Source organism: Amycolatopsis lexingtonensis, from assembly GCF_014873755.1.
Lineage (GTDB): Bacteria > Actinomycetota > Actinomycetes > Mycobacteriales > Pseudonocardiaceae > Amycolatopsis > Amycolatopsis lexingtonensis.
Genome location: NZ_JADBEG010000001.1, coordinates 9,047,645 through 9,069,868, shown reverse-complemented (window position 1 = coordinate 9,069,868; position 22,224 = coordinate 9,047,645). Strand labels below are relative to the sequence as shown.

Here is a 22,224-nt window from a genome sequence, read left to right as displayed (position 1 = left end):
CGGTCAGTCTGCCGGTCCGGGGTCGGACATAAGTAGAGCGCGTGCCCGGCTTCACAAAAGCCGGGCACGCGCTCACTCGATCAGGTACTTACTTGTCGCCCTGCTCGCTCGCGTTGTCGTTCGAGTGGTCCCCTGGGATCACCGCTTCGGTCAGCAGCTGCGACGGCGCCGCGTGGCTGTTGACCTTCTGCTTGCCGAAGAACCCGATCTCGCCCTCCTTGTGGAGACGCTCGATCATGTGCGGGTAGTGCAGCTCGAACGCGGGCCGCTCGGAGCGGATCCGGGGCAGCTCGGTGAAGTTGTGCCGCGGCGGCGGGCAGGACGTCGCCCACTCGAGCGAGTTGCCGTAGCCCCACGGGTCGTCCACCGTGACGATCTCGCCGTACCGGTAGCTCTTGAAGACGTTCCAGATGAACGGCAGCGTCGAGGCACCGAGGATGTACGCGCCGATCGTGGAGATCGTGTTCAGCGTCGTGAAGCCGTCGCTGGTCAGGTAGTCCGCGTAGCGCCGCGGCATGCCCTCGGCACCCAGCCAGTGCTGGACGAGGAACGTGCCGTGGAAGCCGATGAACGTGGTCCAGAAGTGCCACTTGCCGAGCTTCTCGTCCATCATCCGGCCGGTGATCTTCGGGAACCAGAAGTAGATGCCGGCGAAGGTGGCGAACACGATCGTGCCGTAGAGCACGTAGTGGAAGTGCGCGACGACGAAGTAGCTGTCCGACACGTGGAAGTCGATCGCCGGCGCGGCCAGCAGGATGCCGGTCAGGCCGCCGAAGAGGAACGTGACGATGAAGCCCATCGAGAAGATCATCGGCGTCTCGAAGGACAGCTGGCCCTTCCACATCGTGCCGATCCAGTTGAAGAACTTGATGCCGGTCGGGACGGCGATCAGGAACGTCATGAAGGAGAAGAACGGCAGGAGCACGGCGCCGGTGGCGTACATGTGGTGCGCCCACACCGCGACCGACAGCGCCGCGATGGCCAGCGTCGCCCAGACCAGGCTCTTGTAGCCGAACAGCGGCTTGCGGCTGAACACCGGGAAGATCTCCGACACGATCCCGAAGAACGGTAGCGCGACGATGTAGACCTCGGGATGGCCGAAGAACCAGAACAGGTGCTGCCAGAGGATCACGCCGCCGTTTTCGGGGTCGAACACGTGCGCCCCGAGGTGCCGGTCCGCCAGCAGGCCCATCAGCGCCGCGGTCAGGATCGGGAAGGCGAGCAGGATCAGGATCGACGTCACCAGGATGTTCCAGGTGAAGATCGGCATCCGGTACATCGTCATGCCGGGCGCGCGGAGGCAGACCACGGTGGTGACCATGTTGACCGCGCCGAGGATGGTGCCGAGACCGGAGACCACCAGGCCGGAGATCCACAGGTCCGCGCCGACACCCGGCGAGTGGATCGCGTCCGACAGCGGGGTGTAGGCGAACCAGCCGAAGTCGGCGGCGCCACCCGGGGTCAGGAAGCCCGACAGCACGATCAGGCCGCCGAAGAGGTACAGCCAGTACGAGAACGCGTTCAACCGCGGGAACGCGACGTCCGGCGAGCCGATCTGCAGCGGCAGGATGAAGTTCGCGAAACCGAAGAGGATCGGGGTCGCGTACAGCAGCAGCATCACCGTGCCGTGCATGGTGAACAGCTGGTTGTACTGCTCCTGCGAGAGGAACTGCTGCCCGGGCCGCGCCAGCTCGGTACGGATCAGCATCGCCATCGCGCCGCCCGCCATGAAGAAGGCGAACGACGTGACCAGGTACATGATCCCGATCTGCTTGTGGTCCGTCGTGCGGAACAACCGCAGCAGGTACGAACCCTTGACCGACTCGCGCGCGGGGTACGGGCGCGTCGCGATCGGCTTGGGGGCTACGGCCGTCACTCCTGCCTCCAACACTTGAAACCTTGTGGTGGTCATCTTCCGGCCATCGGGGCTCGGGAACACCCGGCCCGGCGGCTTAGGGGGATCGTAGCCCTCGCTACCGACAGTCGCGCGCACCGGCTGGCAAGATCGGGCCGGAGGCGGCGAACACACGCGGAACGCGGTCCGCGCGGCACCGGCCGTGACCGCCCGGCCGCGCCTGCCCGAGCACGTTCCGGAGGGCTCCGCCGGCGCCCGAACGCGCTGGTGAGACCGGGTCCGGTAATGGCGGCGACGTCGCTCGCACGGCCGGAGCCGCCGGCCTGGCCGCCCCGGGACGTCGTGGTCCGGCGGTTCCTCACGGACCGTGGTGTGCGCGTCGTCTCACCCGCCACGGATCTCCTGGACGGCGCCCCATTCCGCGGCCCCGCCGCCGGTCACGCTCCGGCACTAGTCCTGGTGAGTAGCCGGGTACCAGGACAGGATCGCCTCGACGACGCCCGCGGGGTCTTCCAGCGGGGTCAGGTGCCCGGCTTCCGGGAGCACGACGAGCGTGGCGCCATCGACGGCTTCCGCCATCTCGCTCGCCGCCTCGACCGGGGTGATCGGGTCCGCTTCGCCCACGATGACCAGCGTCGGAACCCGCGATTCCCGCAGCAGGTCGAGGGAGCCGGGCCGGGTACGCAGCGCCAGCGCCGTCCACGCGATGCCGGCGGGCGGCTGCGACTCGATGATCCCGCGCACGGTCTCGACGAGCTCGGGCCGCCGGGTCCGGGTCGATTCGGCCAGCAGGTTCGGCAGGTTGGCCTCAGCCAGCCAGGTTCCGATGCCTTCCCGGCCGACGCGCTCGGCGACGTCGAGCCGGCTCTGCGCGGCTTCGGGCGTGTCGGGCGCGGCCTTGGTGTCGACGAGCACGAGGCCGCCGACCCGTTCCGGCGCCAGCCGCAGCACGGCCATCGCGAGGTAGCCGCCCATCGAGCAGCCGCCGAGCACGACGCGGTCCAGCTCCAGCCGGTCGAGCAGGGCGACGACGTCCCGGGCGGCGTCTTCGAGACTCGGCTCGCGATCGGACTTCGGCAGCGGCGAGCGACCGAGCCCGCGCTGGTCCGGCGTGATCACCCGAAGGTGTGAAGCGAGGGGCTCGCGCACCGCGTTCCACATGCGGGCGTCCAGGGGAAAGGCGTGGAGGAGGACCAGCGGCAGTTCGGTCATGCGGGCCATTTTGTCGGACCCCAGCGCTAGCTTCGCCGATGTGTTCACCGACATCGAAACCGACCGGCTGCTGCTGCGTCCGCTCCACGAGGCGGATCGGCAGGCGATGGTCGACATCCACACCGACCCGCGCACCAACCGTTTCAACCCTGCCCCGCCCGACGTCCCGCGCGCGTCGGCGATGTTCTCGGACTGGCTGGCGCACTGGGCCGACCACGGCTTCGGCTACCCCGCGGTCCTCGAACGCGGCGGCACCGAGGTGCTCGGCATGTGCGGCGTCCGGCTGCGGGAGTTCCACGGCGAGAAGGTGCTGAACCTCGGCTACCGCTTCCGGCCGTCGGCGTGGGGGAAGGGGTACGCGGTCGAGGCCGGGCAGGCGGTCCTCGAGTGGCGCGCCCGCGAGCTGCCGTCCGTGCCGGTGCTGGCGAGCGTGAGCATCGCGAACAAGCCGTCGCTGCGGGTGGCCGAGCGCCTCGGCTTCACGGAGTACACGGAGGAGATGTACGACGGCGCGATGTCGCGGCACTACCGGCTCTGAGCCGGGTTCGTTGTTTGACAACTCCAGAGCGAAGGATCACCGGCGCCGGGTCGGCCGCCGCCGGGCCCGCGCGTCCCAGCAGGCCCGGTGCCAGTGCCGCCGGTCGGCGACGGACCCGGTCTCGTCGGCGGGCCAGACCACGACGTGCGGCGTCCCGGGCCGGATCTCGTGGTCGCAACCGGGACAGCGGTAGAACTTGGTGGCCTGCGCCCCGGGCACGCTCCGCACGAGCCAGTCCCCATCGGCCCCGACCTCCGACCGAGCCCACCCGGTAGCGGCACCGAGCTCCCGCTCAGGCGACGGCCCACCGTCCGAGCGGCGGCCGGGACGGTTGCGTCGAGGCACGGACCCACGGTAACGGCCACGGGTTCAGCCGCCCGCCACCGGTCCGAGGGGCTCCTGGACCACTCGCCACGCGGAGTTCCATGCCTCCCGCTCGCACGGCCCTGGGCACCCAGCTCCGCACACGGCCGAGGCACGCACCCGCCCGCAAGACCTCAAGCCGCCCGGCTCACCACCAGCGCACGGTCCCCCTCATGGCCTTCCCGGCCACGCGATCCCGGGCATCCCGGTCCGCCGAACTCCGATCCGCGCACGGGCGACGCCCCCGGTCCGCGCACCCACCCAGCGAGACCTCAAGCCGCCCGGCCCACCGCCCCGCCACCGACCCCCAACCGCCGCACGATCCCCTCATGGCCGAGCCCCTCCCACCCCAGCCGCCCCAGGGTCCGCCCGGTCCGCCGGAAATCCTCTCCGCCCAGCACCGACATGATCGTGATCGCGGCATCCACCACCGGCGTCGCCACCCCGGCGCACCGCGCGAGCGCCTGCAGCGGCACCAGCGTCGACCGGATGTCCTCCGTCAAGAACCTGTGATCAAGGCTGGTCGGCGCGGCGATCGTCCGGTACGGCTCCACCGTCCGCAGCGCGTCCAGCAGCGTCGTGGCCGGGCAGCCGTAGTACCGGTCGAGCACCTCGGTCATCGGCATCAGCCGGGCGCCGTAAGCCCTCGCCACCAGCGCGAACTCGGCCTCGGTCCGCTCCAGCAACGCGATCGTGCGCGCCGAGACGCCGTCGACGTAGAAGAGCAGCTCCTCCGCGCGGTCGATGGTCCCGAGGTTGGCGAGCGCGATCGGCACGTGCGCGACCGCCCCGAAGTCGTGCAGCCCGCGTTCCACCGGGTTGCGCGCGATCTCCAGCATCGGGAACCACTCGCGCAGCAGCCCGGCCCGCCGGGCGACGGCGGCCGGGGTGCTGCCGGAGATCAGGTTCCAGCCCTTGGCGCCCAGCACGGTCACCCCGTCGGTCCCGGCCGGCCGGGCGGCGAAGAGCGCGTCGGTCTCGACGACGTCGACCGCCGGCGCCCCGGCGGCGGCGAGCGCGTGCGCGAACTCGACGCTCCCGCACAGCTTGCTGGAGAACAGCACCACGACCTGTCCCGCGCTCAGGTGCGGCGCGAGGCGGGCGGCGACCTCCGGGTAGGCGGTGGTCACCGTGGCGACCAGCACAACGGCGCGCCCGCACAGCCCGGCGGGGTCCGAGGTCACCTCCCGCAGCGGGAACCGGCCCTCGAGCGCGCCGCGCGCGACGATCTCCCGGCGGCGCGCGATCCCCGCCACGGCGGCGAGATCCCGCGTGTAGAGGTGCACGGGCAAGCCCAGCGCGGCGAGGTGGGCGGCCACGGCCCGTCCCTCGCCGCCCGCCCCGACGACCCCGATCCCGTCCAGCACGCTCATTCCGCCCACTCCCGTCAGTCCGGTACGCAGTGGACAGGTCGGCACCGGACGGGGGAAAGTTCCCGCCCGGGCACGTTCCCGGAAACCGGGCGCCGGTCAGCCCTGGGCGAGCGCGAGCGGGACCAGCTGCTCGGCGGTGGTCAGCGACCCGTGCTGCCCGATCAGCGAAGTCTCGATGGCCTCCGCGAGCCCGCGCACCATCCCGAACCGGTCCCTGGCCGCGGCGACGACGTCGCCGATGCGGGGCAGCACCCGGTCGCTGACCGTGTGCCCGAACCAGCCCTCGGCGACGGCTTCCTCCCGCGAGCGCACCCAGGCCCGCTCGCCGAGCACCGCCCGCCAGGCCGCGAGGACGTCCGCGGCCGCGCCCGGCTCGGTGTAGACGTGCCGGGCCCGCACCTCGCCCCCGAACGTCCGGACGCCCTCCAGCAGCTCCGGGACGTCTTCGAGGTCGAGCTTGTCGTCGACGGTCACCATCCCGTGGTCGGCCACGACGGCGAGCAGCGCACCGGACGGCAGACCCTCCACAATGGACTCAACGAGCCGGTCGACCTGCCGCAGCTGCATCCGCCAGGCCGTCGAGCCGGGCCCGTAGACGTGGCCCAGCAGGTCGAGTTCGCTGTGGTAGGCGTAGCAGAAGGCACGCCCGCCGAGCACGTCCACCGTCCGCGCGGCGAGGTCGCCCAGCGCGTGCACCCCGGCGTAGCGCGCGCCGCTCTGGGTGGCCCGGGTCAGCGCGGTGTCGGCGAACTTCCCGGCCGACACCACCGCGGCGTCGATCCCGGCCGCGGCGGCCCGCTCGAACGTCGTCTGCAGCGGCTGCACTTCGCGGGGTGGGAGGGCGCCGCGCAGGTCGCTACCGTCCTCGTGGCTGCACCAGCGCAACGCGTTGAGCACACCCGTGCCGGGCATTTCGAAGGTGTAGCCGACCATGCCGTGTTCGCCCGACGCGAGCCCGGTGCCGATCGCGGCCACGCCGGCGGCCGTCGTCGACGGGAAGCCCACGCGCAGCGACTCGCGGGCGAGCTCGGTCAGCACCGGGGCGTCCGCGGCGTGCTCGGCGAGCAGTTCCCAGCCGAGCCCGTCGACGAGGAGCACCCCGGCGCTGCGGACCTCCGGCAGGGACAGGGTGTTAGCGCAGCCGGGCACCCCCAACGCGGCGAGCAGGGACGGGACGACCTGGCCGAGGTGCGGGACGTCGGCGAGCGAAGGCGGCTGCACGCGCCCAGCTTCCCACCGATGACCGCCCGCGGCGGTCCGGGCGGCGGATCCCGCCCCGCTGCCCGGCTTCCCCTCCACCCGGCCGTCCGGCGATAATCGCGGCATGCCGACCTACGCCTACCGCTGCCGCGAGTGCACCGAGACCTTCGAGCTCCTGCGCCCGATGAGCGAATCCGGTGCGCCGGCGCCCTGCCCGGAGGGGCACTCCGACACCGTCAAGCTGCTCACCACGGTCGCCCTCACCGGGGCCGCGAGCGGTCCCGCGGCCTCGGCCGGTGGTGGCGGCTGCTGTGGTGGCGGCTGCTGCGGCTAGAGCGCCTTCAGCGCCTGCTCCAGGTCGGCCCACAGGTCCTCGACGTCCTCGAGGCCGACGGACATCCGGATCAGCTGGTCGGACACGCCGGCACCGCGCCGGTCGTCCTCGTCGACGATCCGGTGGCTGATCGAGCCGGGGTGCTGGATCAGCGTGTCGACGCTGCCGAGGCTGACGGCCGGCGTGATCAGCCGGACCGCCCCGATCAGGGCGTGCGGGTCGCCGTCGACCTCGAACGCCACCAGCGGCCCGCCGATCCGCGGGTAGTGGACGGCGGTCACGGCCGGGTGCTCGGCGAGCCGTGAAGCCAGCGTCGCCGCGGTCGCGGAGGCGGCGTTGACGCGCAGCGGCAGCGTGGAAAGCCCGCGCAGCAACAGGTATCCGGCGAGCGGGTGCAGCACGCCGCCGGTCGCGAAGCGGATCTGCCGCAGGCGCGCGGCTTCTTCGGCGTCGCACGCGACGACCCCGCCCATCACGTCGCCGTGGCCGCCGAGGAACTTCGTCGCGCTGTGCAGCACCATCCGGGCCCCGTGGCGGCCGGGGCGCTGCAGCACGGGCGTGGCGAAGGTGTTGTCCACGGCCAGCGGCACGTCCCCGCAGGCCGCCGCCAGCCCGGCGAGGTCCACCTCGGCCAGCGTCGGGTTGGCCGGCGTCTCGACGAACACCAGCCCGGTGTCCGGCCGGAGCGCGGCGGCGACGGCGCCGGGTGCGGCCCAGGTGACCTCGGTGCCGAGCAGCCCGGACTCGAGCAGGTGGTCGCTGCAGCCGTACAGCGGGCGCACGGCGACGACGTGCCGTTTCCCTTGCGCCACCGCGGAAAGCAGGCAGGCCGAGACGGCGGCCATCCCACTGGCGAACGCGACGCCGTGGTCGAAGCCCTCGAGTTCGGCGAGCGCCCGCTCGAACCGTTCGACGGTCGGGTTGCCCACCCGGCCGTAGATCGGCGGGCCGTCGAGCTCGCCGCCCGCGGCGAAGTCGTCGATCCGGGCGGCTTCGGCGGCACTGTCGCGGGACGGGTAGGTCGTGGACAGGTCGAGCGGAGCGGCGTGCACGCCGAGGTCCGTGAGGTCGTCACGGCCGGCGTGGACGGCTCGGGTACGCAGCGCGGAAGTCATGCGAGCATGCTCGATCTTTCCCCGGATCGAGGGCAACACTCTCGGATATGATTCGCCGATGTCCGCTTCCGTCGAACTGAGTCCGGTGGACCTCGAGATTCTGCGCCTGCTGCAGAACGATGCCCGGATCACGAACAAGGACCTGGCGGCCGCGGTCGGCATCGCGCCCTCGACGTGCCTCGACCGCGTGGCCCGGCTGCGCGACACGGGCGTGATCACCGGCCAGCACGCCTCGGTCGACGCGGCCAAGCTGGGCCGCCCGCTGGAAGCCTTCCTGTTCGTCCAGGTCCGCCCCCACCGGCGGCCGCTGGTCGACCCGTTCATCGAGCACCTGCTGTCCCTGCCGGAGGTGCGCGCGGTCTACCACCTGACCGGCCCGGACGACTTCCTCGCGCACGTGGCCACCAGCTCGGCCGGCGAGCTGCAACGCCTGGTACTCGACGAGCTGACCGCGCGGGACGAGGTGGCCCGCGTCCACACGAACCTGGTGTTCCAGCACTGGAGCGGCGGCCCGCTCCTACCCCCGGGCTCCTGACGTCAGAGGGACTCGAGCCAGCGGCGCGTCGCGCGCGGGGAAGTCAGCCGGACCACGACCGGGCCGGGCGACTCGTCGGCCCAGGCCCGGATCCGTGCCCGCTTCGTCGCGAACGACCTGAAGTGCCATCGGATGATCGAGTCCGCCGAGAACATCTGCCGGAACGACTCGACGTTGCCGTTGCAGATCCGCTCGCGGGTCACCGAGCGCCACAACGTCCGGCGCACCAGCCTGCCCAGCGAAAGCCAGCGTGGGTAGTCGAGCCCGACCACGAGCTGGGTGCGCGCCAGCACGACGTCGCGCCACTTCCCGTAGGCGGAGTCGAGGACCCACCGCTCCCCCGCGCAGACCTCGGCGATGCGGCGGCGCTGCTCGTCGTCGGGCACCGGCACCCAGCCGGGTTGCCAGCTCAGGTCGTCCGCCGAAACGTAGGGCAGGCCGGTGCGCTCGGCGATGCGGGCGGCGAGCGTCGACTTGCCCGAGCCGGTCACGCCGTAGACGACGACGCGCTCAGGCACCGGGGTCACGGGCGGGCTCCTGCGGGCCGCGGTAGGGCAGGGTCTGGCTGTAGACGACGTTCGTGGTCGTGCTGCCGAACTGGGCGAGTTCGTCCATCGTGTGCTCGAGGTGGGCCATCGAGGCGGCGGCGACCTTGAGCGTGTAGCAGTCGTCGCCGGTGGTGCGCAGGCATTCGAGGATCTCGGGGCGTTCGGCGAGCAGCTTGTGCAGCGCCTCGTGCCGGCTGCCGGGGTACTTGAGCCGGACGACGGCGAGCACCGCGTAGCCGACCTTGCCGAGGTCGACCTGCGCGCGGTAACCGGTGATCACGCCGGTGGCCTCGAGCCGGCGGAGCCGTTCGGTCGTCGCGGACGCGCTGAGGTTCACCCGGCGGCCCAGCTCGGTGAGCGGCAGCCGGGCGTCGCGCTGGAGCTCGACGAGGATCGCCCAGTCCGTCTGGTCGAGACTCTCGGTCATTCGCCGAATGTACCGCGAGATCCACGGTCCGAGCCGGTCAACGCCGTGATTGTTCCCTTCCGATCAGGGCCGGAGCGCCGATAGCCTTTCCCGGTGAAGATCGGCGTGAACGTTCCCAACTTCGGCCCCGGCACGGATCCGGGCGTGCTGCGCGCGTGGGCGCGGACGGTTGAAGGCCTCGGCTACGACCTGCTGATGGTGTCCGACCACGTCGCCATCACGCCGGACGTCGCCGAGCAGTACCCGGCGCCGTTCTACGAACCGTTCACGACGCTGTCGTGGCTGGCCGGGGTCACCGAGCGGGTGCGGCTCGGCACCACCGTGCTGGTGGTGCCGTACCGGCATCCCCTGCTGGTGGCCCGGATGGCGGCGAACCTCGACGCGCTGAGCGGCGGCCGGCTGGTGCTCGGCGCCGGTATCGGCTGGGCGAAGCAGGAGTTCGACGCGCTGGGCGTGCCGTTCGAGCGGCGGGGGAAGCTCACGACCGAGTACCTCCGGACGATCCGCGCGGCCTGGGCCGCCCACGACGACTACCGCACGGGCCCGATCCCGCTCTGGCTGGGCGGCCACAGCGATGCCGGCCTGCGCCGCGCGATCGAGCTCGGCGACGCGTGGCACCCGCTGCGACTGACGATGTCCGGCTTCCGGGAAGGCTTGGCCCGGCTGGAAAAGCTGGCCGGCGACCGGCCGGTGCCCGCCTTCGCGCCGCGAATCCTGTTGCGGGTGACCGGATCGCCGGTGACCGGACCCGACCGGCGGGCCGGCGAAGGCACCCTCGGGCAGGTCGTCGACGACCTGGCGCAGCTGCGGGCGCTGGGGGCGGAGACCGTCGTGCTCGACCCGTTCGACGCGGACCCGGCCGAGACCCTCCACCCGGAGGTGGCGTGGCGAGACCTCGCGGCGATCGCCGCGTCCTGGAAGGAGAACCGGTGAAGGAAACCGAAGAAGCCCTGCTGCGGCGGGCGATCGAGCTCGCCCGCGAAGCGCGCGAGGAACACGGCAACCCGCCGTTCGGCTCCCTGCTGGCCGACGCCGACGGCAAGATCATCGCCGAAGACCGCAACACGTCGTTGACCGACAACGACATCACCGCCCACCCGGAGCTGAAGCTGGCCCGCTGGGCGGCGCAGAACCTCGACGCGGAAACCGCGGCGGCGACGACGATGTTCACCAGCACCCAGCCCTGCGGCATGTGCACGGGCGCGATCGAGCGGTCCGGGCTGGGCCGCGTGGTGTACGCGCTCTCGACCGAGCAGTTCCTCACCCTGCGCCCGCCGGTGAAGTGGGGCTACGAACTCGACGGCCCCGCCCTGTTCGACGAGGCCCGCGTACCGGTCGAGGGGTACTACACGTGACGAGCTACGAGGTCCGCCCGGTAGCCCACGTGGAGTCACCCCTGACCCACCGCGGCACGGCCCCGAAACAGGGCGACGAGGGCGCCCCACCGGCCCGCGTGGTCTTCGCCCCCGAGTTCCACCCAGCGGCGGCCGACCTGCGCCCGGGCGACCGCCTGGTCCTGCTCACCTGGCTGCACGAAGCCGACCGCGAAGTCCAATCGGTACACCCCCGCAGCGACCCGGCCCGCCCCACGACGGGGGTCTTCTCGACCCGCTCCCCGGACCGCCCCAACCCGATCGGCCTCCACACGGTCACCGTGACGGCAGCGGACAAAGGCACCCTCACGGTGACCGGCCTGGAAGCGATCGACGGCACCCCGATCCTGGATGTCAAACCAGTCCTCGGCGAGGTGACCGGGCGCTGATCAGTAGGTCTTGAAGCCCTTCCCGGTCTTCCGCCCCAGCCTCCCAGCCGTCACGAGGTGCTCCAGCAGCGGCGCCGGCGCGAAGCCCTCCTCGCGGAACTCGTTGAACAACGTCCGCTGAATCGCCAGCGAAACGTCCAGCCCGACGACGTCCAGCAGCTCGAACGGGCCCATCGGCAACCCGCACCCGACCTTCATGGCCGTGTCGATGTCGTCCGCCTCCGCGTAGTGGGCCTCCAGCATCTTGACCGCGTCGTTGAGGTACGGGAACAGCAGCGCGTTGACGATGAAGCCCGCGCGGTCGCCGCAGTGGACGGCGTGCTTGCCGACCGCGGCGCAGACAGCGCTCGCCGTCGAGACCACGTCCGGGGCGGTCGCGATCGTCGAGACCACCTCGACGAGCTTCATCACCGGCGCGGGGTTGAAGAAGTGGAGACCGACCACATCGGACGGCCGGGAGGTCGCCGCCGCGCACTCGATCACCGGCAGGGAGGACGTCGTCGTGGCGAGCACCGCGCCGGGGCGGACGACCTCGTCCAGCGCCGAGAACACCGCCTGCTTCACCGAAAGCTCCTCGGCGACCGCCTCGACGACCAGGTCGACGTCGGCCAGCGCCTCGAAGTCCGTCACCGGGGTGATCCGGGCCAGCGCGGCCGAAGCGTCCTCTTCGGACATCTTCCCCCGGACCACGGCCTTGTCGAGCGACTTCTTGACGCGAGCCACCGACGCCTGGGCCTTCTCCAAGCTCCGGGCGCGCAGCACGACGTCGAGGCCGCGCTTCGCGAACACCTCCGCGATGCCGGTGGCCATCGTCCCGGTGCCGACCACGCCGACCCGCGACACCGGACGCGACGGCACCGCGTCCACAGTGGACACGACGTCGGAAGCGACCACGTTCGGCGAGTCCGGGGCGTCGTAGGTGTAGAAGCCGCGGCCGGTCTTGCGGCCGAGCAGGCCGGCCGTGATCATCTGCTTGAGCAGCGGCGCCGGTGCGTGCAGGCGGTTGCGGGACTGGTGGTACATCGTGTCGAGGATTTCGTTCGCGGTGTCCAGCCCGATCAGGTCGAGCAGCGCGAGCGGGCCCATCGGGTAGCCGCAGCCGAAGCGCATCGCGGCGTCGAGGTCTTCGCGGGTGGCGTAGCGCTGCTCGTACATCCGCACCGCGTGGTTGAGGTAGCCGAACAGCAGCGCGTTCGCGATGAACCCGGCCCGGTCGCCGATCACCACCGGCACCTTGCCGAGCCGCTCGGCGAACTCGACCACTTCGGTGACGACCTCCGGTTCGGTCACCACGGTCTTGACGATTTCGACGAGCTTCTGCACCGGCGCGGGGTTGAAGAAGTGCATGCCGACGACCTTGCCGGGCCGCGTGGTGTGCACCCCGATCTCGGTGATCGACAGCGACGACGTGTTGGACGCGAACACGACCTCGGGCCGGGTGATCTTGTCGAGCTCGGTGAAGACGTCGGCCTTCAACTCGAGGCTCTCCGGGATCGCCTCGATCACCAAGTCCACATCGGACAGATCGGAAAGCGAGGTGCTGTACCGGATCCGGCCCAGCAGCGCGTCGCGCCCCGGAGCGTCCAGCTTGCCGCCGGAGAGCGCGCGCTCGGTGGAGTGCCGCAGGTGCCCGCGGCCCCGCGCGACCCCCGCCTCGTCGAGCTCGACCGTGACGACGTCGAGCCCGCTGCGCGCGAGCACTTCGGCGATCCCGGCCCCCATCGTGCCCAGGCCGATCACTCCGACCGTCGAGATGTCCCGCGCCATCGAGGCCTCCAGAGATGTTACTCGCTGGTAATTGCCCCGATACTGCCACGCGGGACCACGCGAAGCCCAGACGGAATCGAGTCAGTAGCGCTCAAGTCACCCGGTCGGCGAAACCGCCTTATTCGCCGAAATTGCCGTCCACCAGCTCTTTCGCCTTCGCCAAGGCCGCCGAAGCCTGCGGGCCGCTCGCCCGCAGGAGGATCCGGTCACCCTGCCGGGCGCCGAGCGACATCAGGGCCAGCACGCTGCGGCCGTCGGCCTCCTGGTCACCGAGCCGGACGGTGACTTCGGCGTCGAACGCGCTAAGCGTGCGCACCAGCACCGCGGCGGGCCGCGCGTGCAGCCCGACGTCGTTGCGCAGCTCCAGCTCGACCTCGGCGCCGCCCGCCGTGGGCTCGGCGGGCTCGAGGTCCTCGGGGATCCCGGCCGCCGCGGCGGCCGCGGCCACCGCCTTGCGCCCTTCTCCCGCCTGGGCCGCCACGGCCGCGGCGATGGCGCCCTCGACCAGCGGGCCGTCCGCGACGATGGCCGCGGAGGGGTCGGCCAGCGATTCGACGGCGAGCTCGGCGGTCATCTGCGCGCTGCCGAGGTCGTAGAGCAGCACGACGCCGTCGCCGCGGTCGGCGCGCTGGGTGGCCGCGACGACCTCGTCGTAGTCCGTGCCGATCGAGCCGTCGGAGAGGCCGCCGGCCGGCACGATGGTGACGTCCGGCGCCATCTGGGCGGCCAGTTCGGCCAGGCCTTCGGCGAGTTTGGCGCTGTGCGAAACGAGCACGATCCCCACGCTCACCGGGCGGCCTCCGCGAACGCGCGCAGCAGCAGCGCCGACGACCGGGCACCGGGGTCCATATGTCCCACCGCGCGCTCACCGAGGTAGGACGCCCGTCCCTTGCGCGGCACCAGGTCCACTGTGGACTCCGCCCCGCGGTCGGCCGCGTCGGCCGCGGCGGTCAGCACGGCGGCGATGTCGCCGCCCTCTTCGGCCGCCTTCTCCGCGGCCGAAACCGCGGGGATCAGGGCGTCGACCATGGTCGCGTCGCCGCAGACGGCCTTCCCGCGGGCCTGGACGCCTTCCAGGCCGGCGCGCAGCGCCTCCAGCAGCGCCGGGACGTCGAGGTCGGTGGCGGTGCCCAGCTTGGCCGACGCCCGCAGGAAAGCCGTGCCGTACAACGGGCCCGCGGCGCCGCCGACCTTGGAGATCAGCGTCGTCGCGACGAGCTTCAGCACCCCGCCCGGGGTGTCCGGCGCGCCCGCGTCGAGCGCCGCGACGACGGCCGCGAACCCGCGGTTCATGTTCTCGCCGTGGTCGCCGTCGCCGATCGCGCGGTCGAGGTCGATCAGTTCCACGCGGTGTTCGGCGACCACCGCGGCGGCGGCGCGCACGGCCGCCGCGACCCCCTCTGCCTTGCAGGTCATCAGCGCCCCCACCGCAGCGCCGCGGTTTCGACCGGGGCGTCCCAGAGCTCGGTCAGCTCGTCGTCCAGTTTGAGCAACGTCAGACTCATCCCCTGCATCTCGAGGCTGGTGATGTACGGGCCGACCAGCCGGCGTTCGACCACGATCCCACGCTCGGCCAGCAGCCGCTCGGCGATGCCGTGCGCCAGGTACAGCTCGACGAGCGGGGTGCCGCCCATCGAGTTGGTGAACAGCAGGACGCGGTCGCCGGAGGCGAACGGCAGGTCCGTGACGACGGCCTCGACCATCCGCGCCACCAGGGCGTCGGCCGGTTCGAGCGGGATCCGCTCGCGGCCGGGCTCGCCGTGGATGCCGATGCCGAACTCGATTTCGCCGTCGTCGAGGTCGAAGCTCGGGGTGCCGGCGTGCGGCACGGTCGGCGCGGTCAGCGCGACGCCGATCGACCGCACCTGGCCGATCACCTTCTCCGCCAGCGCGGTCACGGCGTCGAGCGAGTCACCGCGTTCGGCGGCGGCGCCGGTGATCTTCTCCAGCAGCACCGTCCCGCCGACCCCGCGGCGGCCGGCGGTGTAGGTCGAGTCCTTGACCGCGACGTCGTCGTCGATCACGACGCTGCGCACCTCGAGGCCCTCGGCCGCGGCCAGCTCGGCGGCGGTCTCGAAGTTCAGCACGTCACCGGTGTAGTTCTTCACGATCAGCAGCGCGCCCGCGTCGCCGGTGGTCGCGGTGACGGCGGCCTGCACGGCGTCCGGCGTCGGGGAGGTGAACACGGCGCCCGGGACGGCGGCGGCGAGCATGCCGGGTCCGACGAACCCGCCGTGCAGCGGTTCGTGCCCGGACCCGCCGCCGGAGATCACGGCGACCTTGCCCGCGACCGGCGCGTCGGCCCGGACCACGACATCGGGGTCGTACTGGACGCGCAGGACGTCGGAGTGCGCGGCGGCGAGCCCCCGCAGCGACTCCGCGACCACGTTCGCCGGATCGTTGATGATCTTCTTCACGGCAACCTCCGGCACATCGGCGGGTGGGGTGCCCCCTTCCTACCTCGCCGCGCGGCGCACCGCCAGGTCAGGGTTTGGGGAGCTTCGTGACGACGTTCTTGGCGACGTCCACCGCTTTGCCGCACGGGTTGTCGCTGCTCGCTTCGGCGGCGTAGCTGCTGTAGTCCACTTGGGCCAGTTCGACGTCGTCGCCCTGCCACGGCCGGTGCTGCCACTCCACCGTGCACCGCGACGAGCTCGTGCTCGTCTGCTTCTGGTAGGCGGTGACGCCGCCCCCGATGTCCACCTTGGAGTAACCGTCGCCGACGATCGGGGGCAGCCCCGGCAGGAACTTCACGGTGATCGTCGGATCCGTGCCGTTGCTCTTCCACTCGCAGGAGTGCAGCCCCGCGGGCGCGGACTTCGCCGACGGCACGGCGGAGGCCACCACCGAGGTGTCGGCCATCGCGCACGGGTCGGCGGTCAGCACGGTGCCCGTCGGCGTCGAGTACTTCTCCGGCGAGTCGTGCACCTTTTGGACGGCCGCCTCCAGCAGCGCCTGCCCGGGGCGGCACGGGTCGCCGGCGTAGCTGACCGACACGGTGATCGCCAGGTCCGGGTTCAGCGCCGTCATCGCCGCGACCAGGCAGTCGCTGTCGTCGGCCTTGTCGACGCGCAGCGGCAGCCCGCCGACCTGGCCGGTCGTCTTGTCGGCGCGGGGCAGCAGGGTGCTCCCGACCTTGACCTCGAGCCGCATGTCCTTGCCGCCGGGGTCCTTCACCTTGTTGCTGCAGGTGTCGAAGGCGATCGACGACGGCGACGGATCCTCCTCGACCGTGCCGAGGCCGAGCCCGCCGAGGGTGTCCTTGGTCAGGAACTGGCACGGCTTGATCGTGCGCAGCGCGTTCGCCGCCACGGCGGCGTCGGTGATCGGCCCATCGGTGGTCTGGCCGGTAGCGGCGGCCGACGCGGGCACCGTGGTGCGGCCGAAGTTGGACCGGCCGAGGTCCTGCCCGCACGCGGTCAGCGGCAGCGCGAGGGCGATGACCAGCAGGAACAGCTTCGGGAGACGGCGGCGCCGAGCGTCAAGGAACACGCGATGCACGGTAGCCGTACCTTCGCGCCGTTGTCCGGACAACCCGGCTATTCGCCCGCGGCGGGCGCCGTGTCTTCCGTCTCGGTCGAAGCCGGGACGACGAGCGGCCGCACCTTCGCCCAGATGATGAAGAGCGCGGAGACGACCAGCATGCCGATGCCGGCCCACAGGTTGATGTTGACGCCCGCCGCCTTCTGGATCTCCGCGTCGGTGGTGAACCCGATGCCCATCACCGTGAGGATCACGCCGTAGACACCGATCAGCAGGGCGATGATCAGCCGGATGTCGAAGGCGCCTGCCTTGTGCGGCCGTGCGCCGGACTCGGTAGCCATGCGTGCCTCCCTAGAAGATGGCGTTGAGGGCGATGGTCAGGATGAGCACGATGCCCGCGAGCAGGCCCGGCTTGCGGTACCAGCCCGCGTTCTCGCCGGTGTCGTCGTGCTTGAGCGAGTCGCGCGGGGTGAGCGAGTAGACCAGCCCGACGAGCTCCTCGTCCGGCTTCGGCTTGGTGGCCAGCGACACCACGACGCTCACCACGATGTCGACGACGAACGCGGTCCCGGCGGCGACGAAGCTGATGCCCTGGCCGGTCAGGCCCAGCACCCCGGCCTGGGAGAGGCCCCAGACGGTGACGGCCGACGCGGTGCCGAGGAGCAGGCCGCTCCAGCCGGCGTGCGGGGTCATCCGCTTCCAGAACATGCCCAGGATGAACGTCGCGAACAGCGGCGCGTTGAAGAACGAGAACAGGTCCTGCAGGTAGTTCAGGATGTTGCCGGAGTTCGACGCGATGAACGCGGTGCCGATCGCCAGGATCGTGCCGCCCGAGGTCACCACGCGGCCCAGGTTCAGGTAGTAGTGGTCCGGCTTGTCCTTCTTCACGTACGTCTGCCAGATGTCGTACGTGAAGACGGTGTTGAACGAGCTCAGGTTCGCCGCCATGCCCGCCATGAACGACGCCAGCAGACCGGCGATGGCGATGCCGAGCATGCCGTTCGGCAGCAGGTCGCGCATGAGCAGCAACAGGGCGTTGTTGAACGTGACGCCGCTTTCGGCCTTGCCGCCGTCGAGCAGCACCTGCTTGTCCTTGACGTACTCGGACACGCTGACCGCGGCGATCATGCCGGGGATGATGACGATGAACGGGACCAGCATCTTCGGGAAGGCGCCGATGATCGGCGTCCGGCGGGCGGCGGACATGCTCTTCGACGCCATCGCGCGCTGGACCTCGACGAAGTTCGTCGTCCAGTAGCCGAACGAGAGGACGAAGCCGAGACCGAACACGATGCCCAGCACCGACAGGATGCTGTTGCCGAAGCCGGTCAGGTTGTCGCCGGGCCAGGAGTGCAGCTGCGCGGACCCGCCGGGGCTGTTGGTGACCTTGTCGACCAGGCCTTCCCAGCCGCCGACCTTGACCAGGCCGATGATCGTCAGCGGCACCAGCGCGATGACGATGACGAAGAACTGCAGGACCTCGTTGTAGATCGCGGCGGAGAGGCCGCCGAGCGCGGTGTAGGAGAGCACGATCGCGGCGGCGACGATGATCGACACCCACAGCGGCCAGCCGAGCAGCAGGTTCACGACGCTGGCCAGCAGGAACAGGTTCGCGCCCGCGATCAGGATCTGAGCGGCGGCGAAGCTGATGCCGTTGAGCAGGTGGGCCGGTTTGCCGAAGCGCCGGCGCATGAACTCGGGGACGCTGCGCACCTTGGAGCCGTAGTAGAACGGCATCATCACGATGCCGAGGAACAGCATCGCCGGGATCGCGCCGATCCAGAAGTAGTGCACGGTCGGCAGGCCGTACTGGGCGCCGTTGGCCGACATGCCCATCACCTCGACCGCGCCGAGGTTCGCCGAAATGAACGCCAGGCCGGTGACCCACGCGGGCAGCGACCGGCCGGACAGGAAGAAGTCGAGGCTGCTGGACACCTGCCGCCGCGCCAGGTACCCGATGCCGAGCACCAGCACGAAGTAGAACGCCAGCTCGATGTAGTCGATCGCGCTCGCATCGAGTCGCAGGTTCGCATCGGCTAGGACGAGCACGACCCACCTCCCGCACTGTCTTCCAAAAAGTGGACAATATCCGACAGGAATCACCACGGTCCCGTCGGATCCGGACAGTACTGCATGGATTCAGGGTCGGCACGCTGACCTGTCCAAAGTGGCCGGAGGGCGCGTCCCCCCTGGTCACTACCAGGGAAAACGCGCCCTCTGTTTCACGCACCGCGGGAGCGGCAGCCGATCACCGGTCGGTCGGGACGGCGATCTCACCTTCTTCGTCGATCAGCCGCGCGAGCACGGCGTCGGGCAGGTAGGTCCGGTGCGGGTAGCCCGGGCCCCAGGAGTTGAGGATCGGCACGGCGCCGAGCTCGTCGGCACGCGGGTTGCCGAGCACGGCGTGCACGTCGTCGACCGACTTGGCCCAGCGGAACGCCTTGATGCCCTGCTTGGCTTCCGGGGTGTACTGCTCGCGCTGCTGCCAGTCGTCGCTCGCGTAGGAGTCGTCCCACAGGACGTGCCCCGCCTCGGCGAGCACCTCGGCCGCGGCGCGGACGGACGTGCCGTTGTCGTCGCCGGGGTTGGTCTCGGGCCAGTCGTCGCGCTTCTTGGCCGCGTCCCACAGCCAGCGGGCGGTGTACTCGCTGCCGTTGAAGATCGACATGCACCGCGACCAACCGAACCCGACACAGGCACCCTCGCGGCCCTGGTCGTAGAACGCGTACCAGGCGTCGGTGTCCGGCGTCCCGCCCGGCTCGAGGCACACGCAGTGCCCGCCGCGGACCCGGCCGAGGTGCTTCACGCCGGCCCTCGCGATGAAGAACTCGCCGGAGGTCTCGTCCTTCTCCGGCTTGTCGAACGCGGAGTACCAGTTGACCCCGATCACGACGGGCGCCCGGGTCGGCCGGTCGTCGGCGGCGAGCGCGGACAGCGGGTACCTTTCCACGTGCCGCCAGTCGTCCGGAATGAACCGGCCCAGCCGCGGGTCGGCCGGATCGGAACCGAGTGGGCGATAACGCATGACTTCCTCCTCCGTGCGGGCGAAAACGCGCGCACACCGGCCGGCGAGCATGCGCACGACGAGCTCGAAGGCGGACTCAAACGTTGGCACGACAAAGAAAGACGGCCGAGCGCACCACCCTCCGGCCACGCCGGACGCACCGGCGGAACCCCTCGAATCGAGTGTCCCACGCGCACGGGGAATAAGATCCCGGACTCACCCGAACAGCGCAGGAATCAGGCGAATAAAAGACCTGGTCACAGCGCCGCGGCCGATCGCGTCAATGATTTCCTTGCGGAGTAATCGAGCCGGAATCAGATACCGGAATTCGGCATCGATCCGGTATCGGCGCGGAGAACGATTACCGCGCCCGCCGTAACGCCGGAGCACGGCACGGCGACTCCGGGTGCCGTAGGCCGCCGCCGAAGGGAGCCCGGATGTCACCGTGGGCCGTCGTAGTACTCCTCCTCGCGATCATCGCCGGCGCGGTGGGGGTGAAGGTGATGCGTTCCGCGACGCTGGCGGGCGCGGACCTCGAAGAGGGAGTCATCGCGGTCTTCGAAGGCCTGCGGCTGACCCGGACCGCCGTCGTCGAGGGCACCGGAGACCGGGCGCTGCACCACCCGGTGGCCGGTTTGTCCGCGCGGGTCGAAATCCGCAGCGCCGAACACAGCCGGGTCACCGTGCCGCGGGTGCTGCTGCTCGGGCTCCTTGCGCTGGCCGTCAAGAAGAGGGGCTACGAGAGCGAAGCGCACCTCGTCGTCGAAGGGCCCGGGACGACGCTCGAACGGGCGGTCAGCCTCCGCAGGCACCCGGACGGAGCCGCGGCGGCCCAGGAGTTCGCCGAGCGGCTCAACCACCTCGACGCGGCCCCCGCACGCGCCCGTAGCCGCGACCGGTTCGACGTCGCGCTGCTCGACGCCGGCGCGCACCAGGTCGAAGTCGTCCGGGCGGTCCGCCGTCTCGTGCGGGGAATCGGCTTGCTCGACGCCAAGGAACTGGTGACCGGTACGCCGTCGATCCTGCTGGCGCAGGTGCCCGGCTCCCAAGCCGAAGCGGCCCGCGAAGAGCTCGAGAAAGCCGGGGCCGCCGTCGAGCTGCTGTGAACCTCAGTCCACCCGGCGGAACCGCGGCACCACGCCGTCGCCGGTCTCCACCGTCTCGGTGAACATCACCTTCGGCCGCACCCACAACCCGCGCTCACCGTAAAGGGCCCGGTACACCACGAGCTCTTCCTCGGTCTCGCTGTGCCGGGCCACGCCCAGCACCTCGTACTCCCCGCCCTTGTAGTGGACGTACCGGCCGGGCCGCACCTCAGAACAGCCTGAACTGAGGCCCATGAAAACCCTACCTGTCTTCAGCGCGTCCACCCCAGGTCAGGGGCTATTTCGATCATACGGGAGCGTATGCGAGATTACCGGGGCATATGGCGCTATCGCGCCCCCGGCGTGCCCCAGTAACAGCCCAGTGATCAACTGCGACCGCCGGTCATGAAGCGATCTCTCGTCGCCCTTGCAGCTGTGTTGCTGGCCATCACGGCTGTCCTCTGCGTCATCGGCGCCTTCGTTCGACCCGACCTCGTCGAGAAGGTCACCTTCGGGGTGGTTGCCCTCGTCGCCCTCGCAGGCTCTGTCCTTGTCGCCCTGGAAGCACGAAAGGTGAAGTCGTGACCGACTCAGACGTATACGACCTGGCTGACTTCGCAGAGAAGCTGCGGCAGCAGCGGGAGGGGCACCAGCGGCTGTACGACCAGACCAGTGGCGAGGCTGACCGCGCCTACGTAGCGGCCTTCTCGGTGGCTCTACACGAACTGTTCCTGAGCACGCTCGGGGACCACGGCGAGCCACTAGGGCAATACACCCCTCGAGAAAAGTAAGGCGGTCCCCGAGGGGTGGTTGCACACCCCGGCGGGGACCTTGATCGGAAAGGGACTCCGACCCATGACACAGGCTACGGCCGCACCAGCTGGCGAGGAACTGGCGGAGGCGATTCGCCAGATCTTCGCTGAGGCAGAGAGCCGGGGCGAGAAGCCGCCCGGCCGACCCACGCTGGTGAGCCGCACTGGCGCGACTGATCACCAGGTAAAGCAGGCGCTGGCGGCACTGGAGAAGCCCGTACCACCAGCGGGCACCAGCGAGCCACCAGAGGCCCACCAGGACGGCACCAGTGCAGGTCAGGCACCCACCAGCGACTCACCAGCCCTGACGCTTGAGGAGCCCAGCGGAGGCCTTCTCGTGGCTACCCTGGGGTTCGTGTTCGGCAGCGTGGTGAGCGTCGCCGCCAACGTCCTAGCCGCCTGGATCCACCCTGGCGGCGCTGGCGCCAACTGGTCACCAACGCTCGCCCAACAGCTCGGTGCCGCGGTCTGGCCGGTCGCTCTGCTCATCTCCGTGGAGGTCATCTCCCGGGTCCGCTGGCGCCACACCTACGGCCGCGTATTCGGCACTCTCGCCGTCGCCGTCGTAGCGCTGGGATCCGCGGTCATCTCCTACGGCCACATTCACGCTGTCCTGGTCAGCTGGGGCTACGACGGCGCAGGGGCCGGCGTGGGCCCGCTGGTGATCGACGGGCTCATGACGGTGTGCGGCTTCGCGCTGCTGAACACGCCGCGAAAGAAGTCACGCTCTGTAGCTGGTCATGGTGGGCAGCCATCGTGACCAGCATCGTGGGCACTGGTCACGATGTGCCCACGATGCGTGCCCATGGTG

The 22,224-nt window shown here is 70.8% G+C and carries 27 protein-coding genes; 10 read left to right on the top strand and 17 right to left on the bottom strand.

Features of this window, described 5'->3' with window-relative positions; translation table 11 throughout:
- Positions 1-88: 88 nt before the first annotated feature.
- Positions 89-1,876 (bottom strand): aa3-type cytochrome oxidase subunit I, encoded by a 1,788-nt coding sequence (gene ctaD / locus H4696_RS42385; protein WP_086864588.1) that lies wholly within the window; start codon positions 1,874-1,876, stop codon positions 89-91.
- A 429-nt stretch (positions 1,877-2,305) separates the two neighbouring features.
- A complete protein-coding gene (locus H4696_RS42380) occupies positions 2,306-3,067 on the bottom strand; it encodes an alpha/beta fold hydrolase (RefSeq protein WP_086864591.1) in 762 nt (253 codons plus the stop codon).
- On the opposite strand from H4696_RS42380, the gene H4696_RS42375 reads away from it, so the two are divergent.
- Positions 3,066-3,605 carry a GNAT family N-acetyltransferase gene (locus H4696_RS42375; RefSeq protein WP_086864589.1) on the top strand — a complete coding sequence of 180 codons (540 nt, stop codon included), beginning with the start codon at positions 3,066-3,068 and terminating at the stop codon, positions 3,603-3,605. The two genes, H4696_RS42380 and H4696_RS42375, sit on opposite strands and share 2 nt — an antisense overlap.
- Before the next feature lie 36 nt (positions 3,606-3,641).
- On the opposite strand, the gene H4696_RS42370 is transcribed toward H4696_RS42375, so the two are convergent.
- From H4696_RS42370 to H4696_RS42360, 3 genes are all read right to left on the bottom strand, one after another.
- A complete protein-coding gene (locus tag H4696_RS42370) occupies positions 3,642-3,950 on the bottom strand; it encodes a hypothetical protein (protein ID WP_192782827.1) in 309 nt (102 codons plus the stop codon).
- Positions 3,951-4,240: 290 nt separating this feature from the next.
- Positions 4,241-5,341 carry an NAD/NADP-dependent octopine/nopaline dehydrogenase family protein gene (locus tag H4696_RS42365; protein WP_192782826.1) on the bottom strand — a complete coding sequence of 367 codons (1,101 nt, stop codon included), beginning with the start codon at positions 5,339-5,341 and terminating at the stop codon, positions 4,241-4,243.
- Between the two features lie 96 nt (positions 5,342-5,437).
- Positions 5,438-6,562 carry an alkaline phosphatase family protein gene (locus H4696_RS42360; RefSeq protein ID WP_086864952.1) on the bottom strand — a complete coding sequence of 375 codons (1,125 nt, stop codon included), beginning with the start codon at positions 6,560-6,562 and terminating at the stop codon, positions 5,438-5,440.
- Between the two features lie 103 nt (positions 6,563-6,665).
- Between H4696_RS42360 and H4696_RS42355 the strand changes: the two genes are divergently transcribed.
- The gene (locus H4696_RS42355; RefSeq protein ID WP_086864953.1) at positions 6,666-6,875 is read left to right on the top strand and encodes an FmdB family zinc ribbon protein; all 210 of its coding nucleotides are present in this window, start codon (positions 6,666-6,668) and stop codon (positions 6,873-6,875) included.
- Here the strand turns inward: H4696_RS42355 and H4696_RS42350 are convergent.
- A complete protein-coding gene (locus H4696_RS42350; protein ID WP_192782825.1) occupies positions 6,872-7,990 on the bottom strand; it encodes a trans-sulfuration enzyme family protein in 1,119 nt (372 codons plus the stop codon). The genes H4696_RS42355 and H4696_RS42350 overlap by 4 nt on opposite strands.
- A gap of 58 nt (positions 7,991-8,048) precedes the next feature.
- Between H4696_RS42350 and H4696_RS42345 the strand changes: the two genes are divergently transcribed.
- On the top strand, positions 8,049-8,525 hold the full coding sequence (locus H4696_RS42345) for an Lrp/AsnC family transcriptional regulator (RefSeq protein WP_086862651.1): 477 nt from the start codon (positions 8,049-8,051) through the stop codon (positions 8,523-8,525).
- 2 nt (positions 8,526-8,527) lie between these two features.
- Here the strand turns inward: H4696_RS42345 and H4696_RS42340 are convergent, their stop codons facing one another.
- On the bottom strand, positions 8,528-9,052 hold the full coding sequence (locus H4696_RS42340) for a P-loop NTPase family protein (RefSeq protein WP_086862650.1): 525 nt from the start codon (positions 9,050-9,052) through the stop codon (positions 8,528-8,530).
- The gene (locus tag H4696_RS42335) at positions 9,036-9,500 is read right to left on the bottom strand and encodes an Lrp/AsnC family transcriptional regulator (RefSeq protein WP_086862649.1); all 465 of its coding nucleotides are present in this window, start codon (positions 9,498-9,500) and stop codon (positions 9,036-9,038) included. The genes H4696_RS42340 and H4696_RS42335 overlap by 17 nt, the downstream gene beginning before the upstream one ends.
- Before the next feature lie 93 nt (positions 9,501-9,593).
- Between H4696_RS42335 and H4696_RS42330 the strand changes: the two genes are divergently transcribed.
- From H4696_RS42330 to tsaA, 3 genes are read left to right on the top strand one after another with little or no spacing between them, the layout of a single operon-like run.
- Positions 9,594-10,433, top strand: coding sequence for an LLM class flavin-dependent oxidoreductase (locus tag H4696_RS42330; RefSeq protein ID WP_086862648.1), 840 nt, complete (start codon positions 9,594-9,596; stop codon positions 10,431-10,433).
- On the top strand, positions 10,430-10,855 hold the full coding sequence (locus H4696_RS42325) for a nucleoside deaminase (protein ID WP_086862647.1): 426 nt from the start codon (positions 10,430-10,432) through the stop codon (positions 10,853-10,855). Before H4696_RS42330 ends, H4696_RS42325 begins: the two co-directional genes overlap by 4 nt.
- Positions 10,852-11,262 carry a tRNA (N6-threonylcarbamoyladenosine(37)-N6)-methyltransferase TrmO gene (gene tsaA, locus H4696_RS42320; RefSeq protein WP_086862646.1) on the top strand — a complete coding sequence of 137 codons (411 nt, stop codon included), beginning with the start codon at positions 10,852-10,854 and terminating at the stop codon, positions 11,260-11,262. Before H4696_RS42325 ends, tsaA begins: the two co-directional genes overlap by 4 nt.
- On the opposite strand, the gene H4696_RS42315 is transcribed toward tsaA, so the two are convergent.
- The 8 genes from H4696_RS42315 to H4696_RS42280 form a co-directional block, all read right to left on the bottom strand.
- Positions 11,263-13,029 carry a 3-hydroxyacyl-CoA dehydrogenase family protein gene (locus H4696_RS42315; RefSeq protein ID WP_086862645.1) on the bottom strand — a complete coding sequence of 589 codons (1,767 nt, stop codon included), beginning with the start codon at positions 13,027-13,029 and terminating at the stop codon, positions 11,263-11,265.
- A 118-nt stretch (positions 13,030-13,147) separates the two neighbouring features.
- Positions 13,148-13,819 carry a dihydroxyacetone kinase phosphoryl donor subunit DhaM gene (gene dhaM / locus H4696_RS42310; RefSeq protein WP_086862644.1) on the bottom strand — a complete coding sequence of 224 codons (672 nt, stop codon included), beginning with the start codon at positions 13,817-13,819 and terminating at the stop codon, positions 13,148-13,150.
- Positions 13,816-14,445 carry a dihydroxyacetone kinase subunit DhaL gene (gene dhaL, locus H4696_RS42305; RefSeq protein WP_086862654.1) on the bottom strand — a complete coding sequence of 210 codons (630 nt, stop codon included), beginning with the start codon at positions 14,443-14,445 and terminating at the stop codon, positions 13,816-13,818. Before dhaL ends, dhaM begins: the two co-directional genes overlap by 4 nt.
- Complete coding sequence (dhaK, locus tag H4696_RS42300; RefSeq protein ID WP_086862643.1) at positions 14,445-15,446, bottom strand: dihydroxyacetone kinase subunit DhaK; 1,002 nt, start codon at positions 15,444-15,446, stop codon at positions 14,445-14,447. Before dhaK ends, dhaL begins: the two co-directional genes overlap by 1 nt.
- A gap of 67 nt (positions 15,447-15,513) precedes the next feature.
- Positions 15,514-16,521, bottom strand: coding sequence for a DUF3558 domain-containing protein (locus H4696_RS42295; protein WP_249027099.1), 1,008 nt, complete (start codon positions 16,519-16,521; stop codon positions 15,514-15,516).
- 47 nt (positions 16,522-16,568) lie between these two features.
- Positions 16,569-16,853 (bottom strand): hypothetical protein, encoded by a 285-nt coding sequence (locus H4696_RS42290; RefSeq protein WP_086862641.1) that lies wholly within the window; start codon positions 16,851-16,853, stop codon positions 16,569-16,571.
- A gap of 10 nt (positions 16,854-16,863) precedes the next feature.
- On the bottom strand, positions 16,864-18,561 hold the full coding sequence (locus H4696_RS42285; protein ID WP_086862640.1) for a sodium:solute symporter family protein: 1,698 nt from the start codon (positions 18,559-18,561) through the stop codon (positions 16,864-16,866).
- Between the two features lie 199 nt (positions 18,562-18,760).
- On the bottom strand, positions 18,761-19,537 hold the full coding sequence (locus H4696_RS42280; protein ID WP_086862653.1) for a hypothetical protein: 777 nt from the start codon (positions 19,535-19,537) through the stop codon (positions 18,761-18,763).
- Between the two features lie 416 nt (positions 19,538-19,953).
- Between H4696_RS42280 and H4696_RS42275 the strand changes: the two genes are divergently transcribed.
- Positions 19,954-20,622, top strand: a complete 669-nt coding sequence (locus H4696_RS42275) for a ribosomal protein L7/L12 (RefSeq protein WP_086862639.1) — start codon at positions 19,954-19,956, stop codon at positions 20,620-20,622.
- A gap of 3 nt (positions 20,623-20,625) precedes the next feature.
- On the opposite strand, the gene H4696_RS42270 is transcribed toward H4696_RS42275, so the two are convergent.
- Positions 20,626-20,856 carry a DUF1653 domain-containing protein gene (locus H4696_RS42270; protein WP_192782824.1) on the bottom strand — a complete coding sequence of 77 codons (231 nt, stop codon included), beginning with the start codon at positions 20,854-20,856 and terminating at the stop codon, positions 20,626-20,628.
- Positions 20,857-21,006: 150 nt separating this feature from the next.
- On the opposite strand from H4696_RS42270, the gene H4696_RS42265 reads away from it, so the two are divergent.
- From H4696_RS42265 to H4696_RS42255, 3 genes are all read left to right on the top strand, one after another.
- A complete protein-coding gene (locus H4696_RS42265) occupies positions 21,007-21,186 on the top strand; it encodes a hypothetical protein (RefSeq protein WP_143265230.1) in 180 nt (59 codons plus the stop codon).
- Positions 21,183-21,392 (top strand): hypothetical protein, encoded by a 210-nt coding sequence (locus H4696_RS42260; protein ID WP_086862637.1) that lies wholly within the window; start codon positions 21,183-21,185, stop codon positions 21,390-21,392. Before H4696_RS42265 ends, H4696_RS42260 begins: the two co-directional genes overlap by 4 nt.
- 64 nt (positions 21,393-21,456) lie before the next feature.
- Positions 21,457-22,173, top strand: coding sequence for a DUF2637 domain-containing protein (locus tag H4696_RS42255; protein ID WP_143265229.1), 717 nt, complete (start codon positions 21,457-21,459; stop codon positions 22,171-22,173).
- Positions 22,174-22,224: the final 51 nt, after the last annotated feature.

Excerpts from the sequence above, each read along its gene's own strand:
- H4696_RS42375 (WP_086864589.1), top strand. The coding sequence starts at position 3,066 with ATGCGGGCCATTTTGTCGGACCCCAGCGCTAGCTTCGCCGATGTGTTC.
- H4696_RS42380 (WP_086864591.1), bottom strand. The coding sequence starts at position 3,067 with ATGACCGAACTGCCGCTGGTCCTCCTCCACGCCTTTCCCCTGGACGCC.
- H4696_RS42365 (WP_192782826.1), bottom strand. The coding sequence starts at position 5,341 with ATGAGCGTGCTGGACGGGATCGGGGTCGTCGGGGCGGGCGGCGAGGGA.
- H4696_RS42355 (WP_086864953.1), top strand. The coding sequence starts at position 6,666 with ATGCCGACCTACGCCTACCGCTGCCGCGAGTGCACCGAGACCTTCGAG.
- H4696_RS42350 (WP_192782825.1), bottom strand. The coding sequence starts at position 7,990 with ATGACTTCCGCGCTGCGTACCCGAGCCGTCCACGCCGGCCGTGACGAC.
- H4696_RS42345 (WP_086862651.1), top strand. The coding sequence starts at position 8,049 with ATGTCCGCTTCCGTCGAACTGAGTCCGGTGGACCTCGAGATTCTGCGC.
- H4696_RS42335 (WP_086862649.1), bottom strand. The coding sequence starts at position 9,500 with ATGACCGAGAGTCTCGACCAGACGGACTGGGCGATCCTCGTCGAGCTC.
- H4696_RS42315 (WP_086862645.1), bottom strand. The coding sequence starts at position 13,029 with ATGGCGCGGGACATCTCGACGGTCGGAGTGATCGGCCTGGGCACGATG.
- dhaL (WP_086862654.1), bottom strand. The coding sequence starts at position 14,445 with ATGACCTGCAAGGCAGAGGGGGTCGCGGCGGCCGTGCGCGCCGCCGCC.
- H4696_RS42290 (WP_086862641.1), bottom strand. The coding sequence starts at position 16,853 with ATGGCTACCGAGTCCGGCGCACGGCCGCACAAGGCAGGCGCCTTCGAC.
- H4696_RS42280 (WP_086862653.1), bottom strand. The coding sequence starts at position 19,537 with ATGCGTTATCGCCCACTCGGTTCCGATCCGGCCGACCCGCGGCTGGGC.
- H4696_RS42275 (WP_086862639.1), top strand. The coding sequence starts at position 19,954 with ATGTCACCGTGGGCCGTCGTAGTACTCCTCCTCGCGATCATCGCCGGC.
- H4696_RS42270 (WP_192782824.1), bottom strand. The coding sequence starts at position 20,856 with ATGGGCCTCAGTTCAGGCTGTTCTGAGGTGCGGCCCGGCCGGTACGTC.
- H4696_RS42265 (WP_143265230.1), top strand. The coding sequence starts at position 21,007 with ATGAAGCGATCTCTCGTCGCCCTTGCAGCTGTGTTGCTGGCCATCACG.
- H4696_RS42255 (WP_143265229.1), top strand. The coding sequence starts at position 21,457 with ATGACACAGGCTACGGCCGCACCAGCTGGCGAGGAACTGGCGGAGGCG.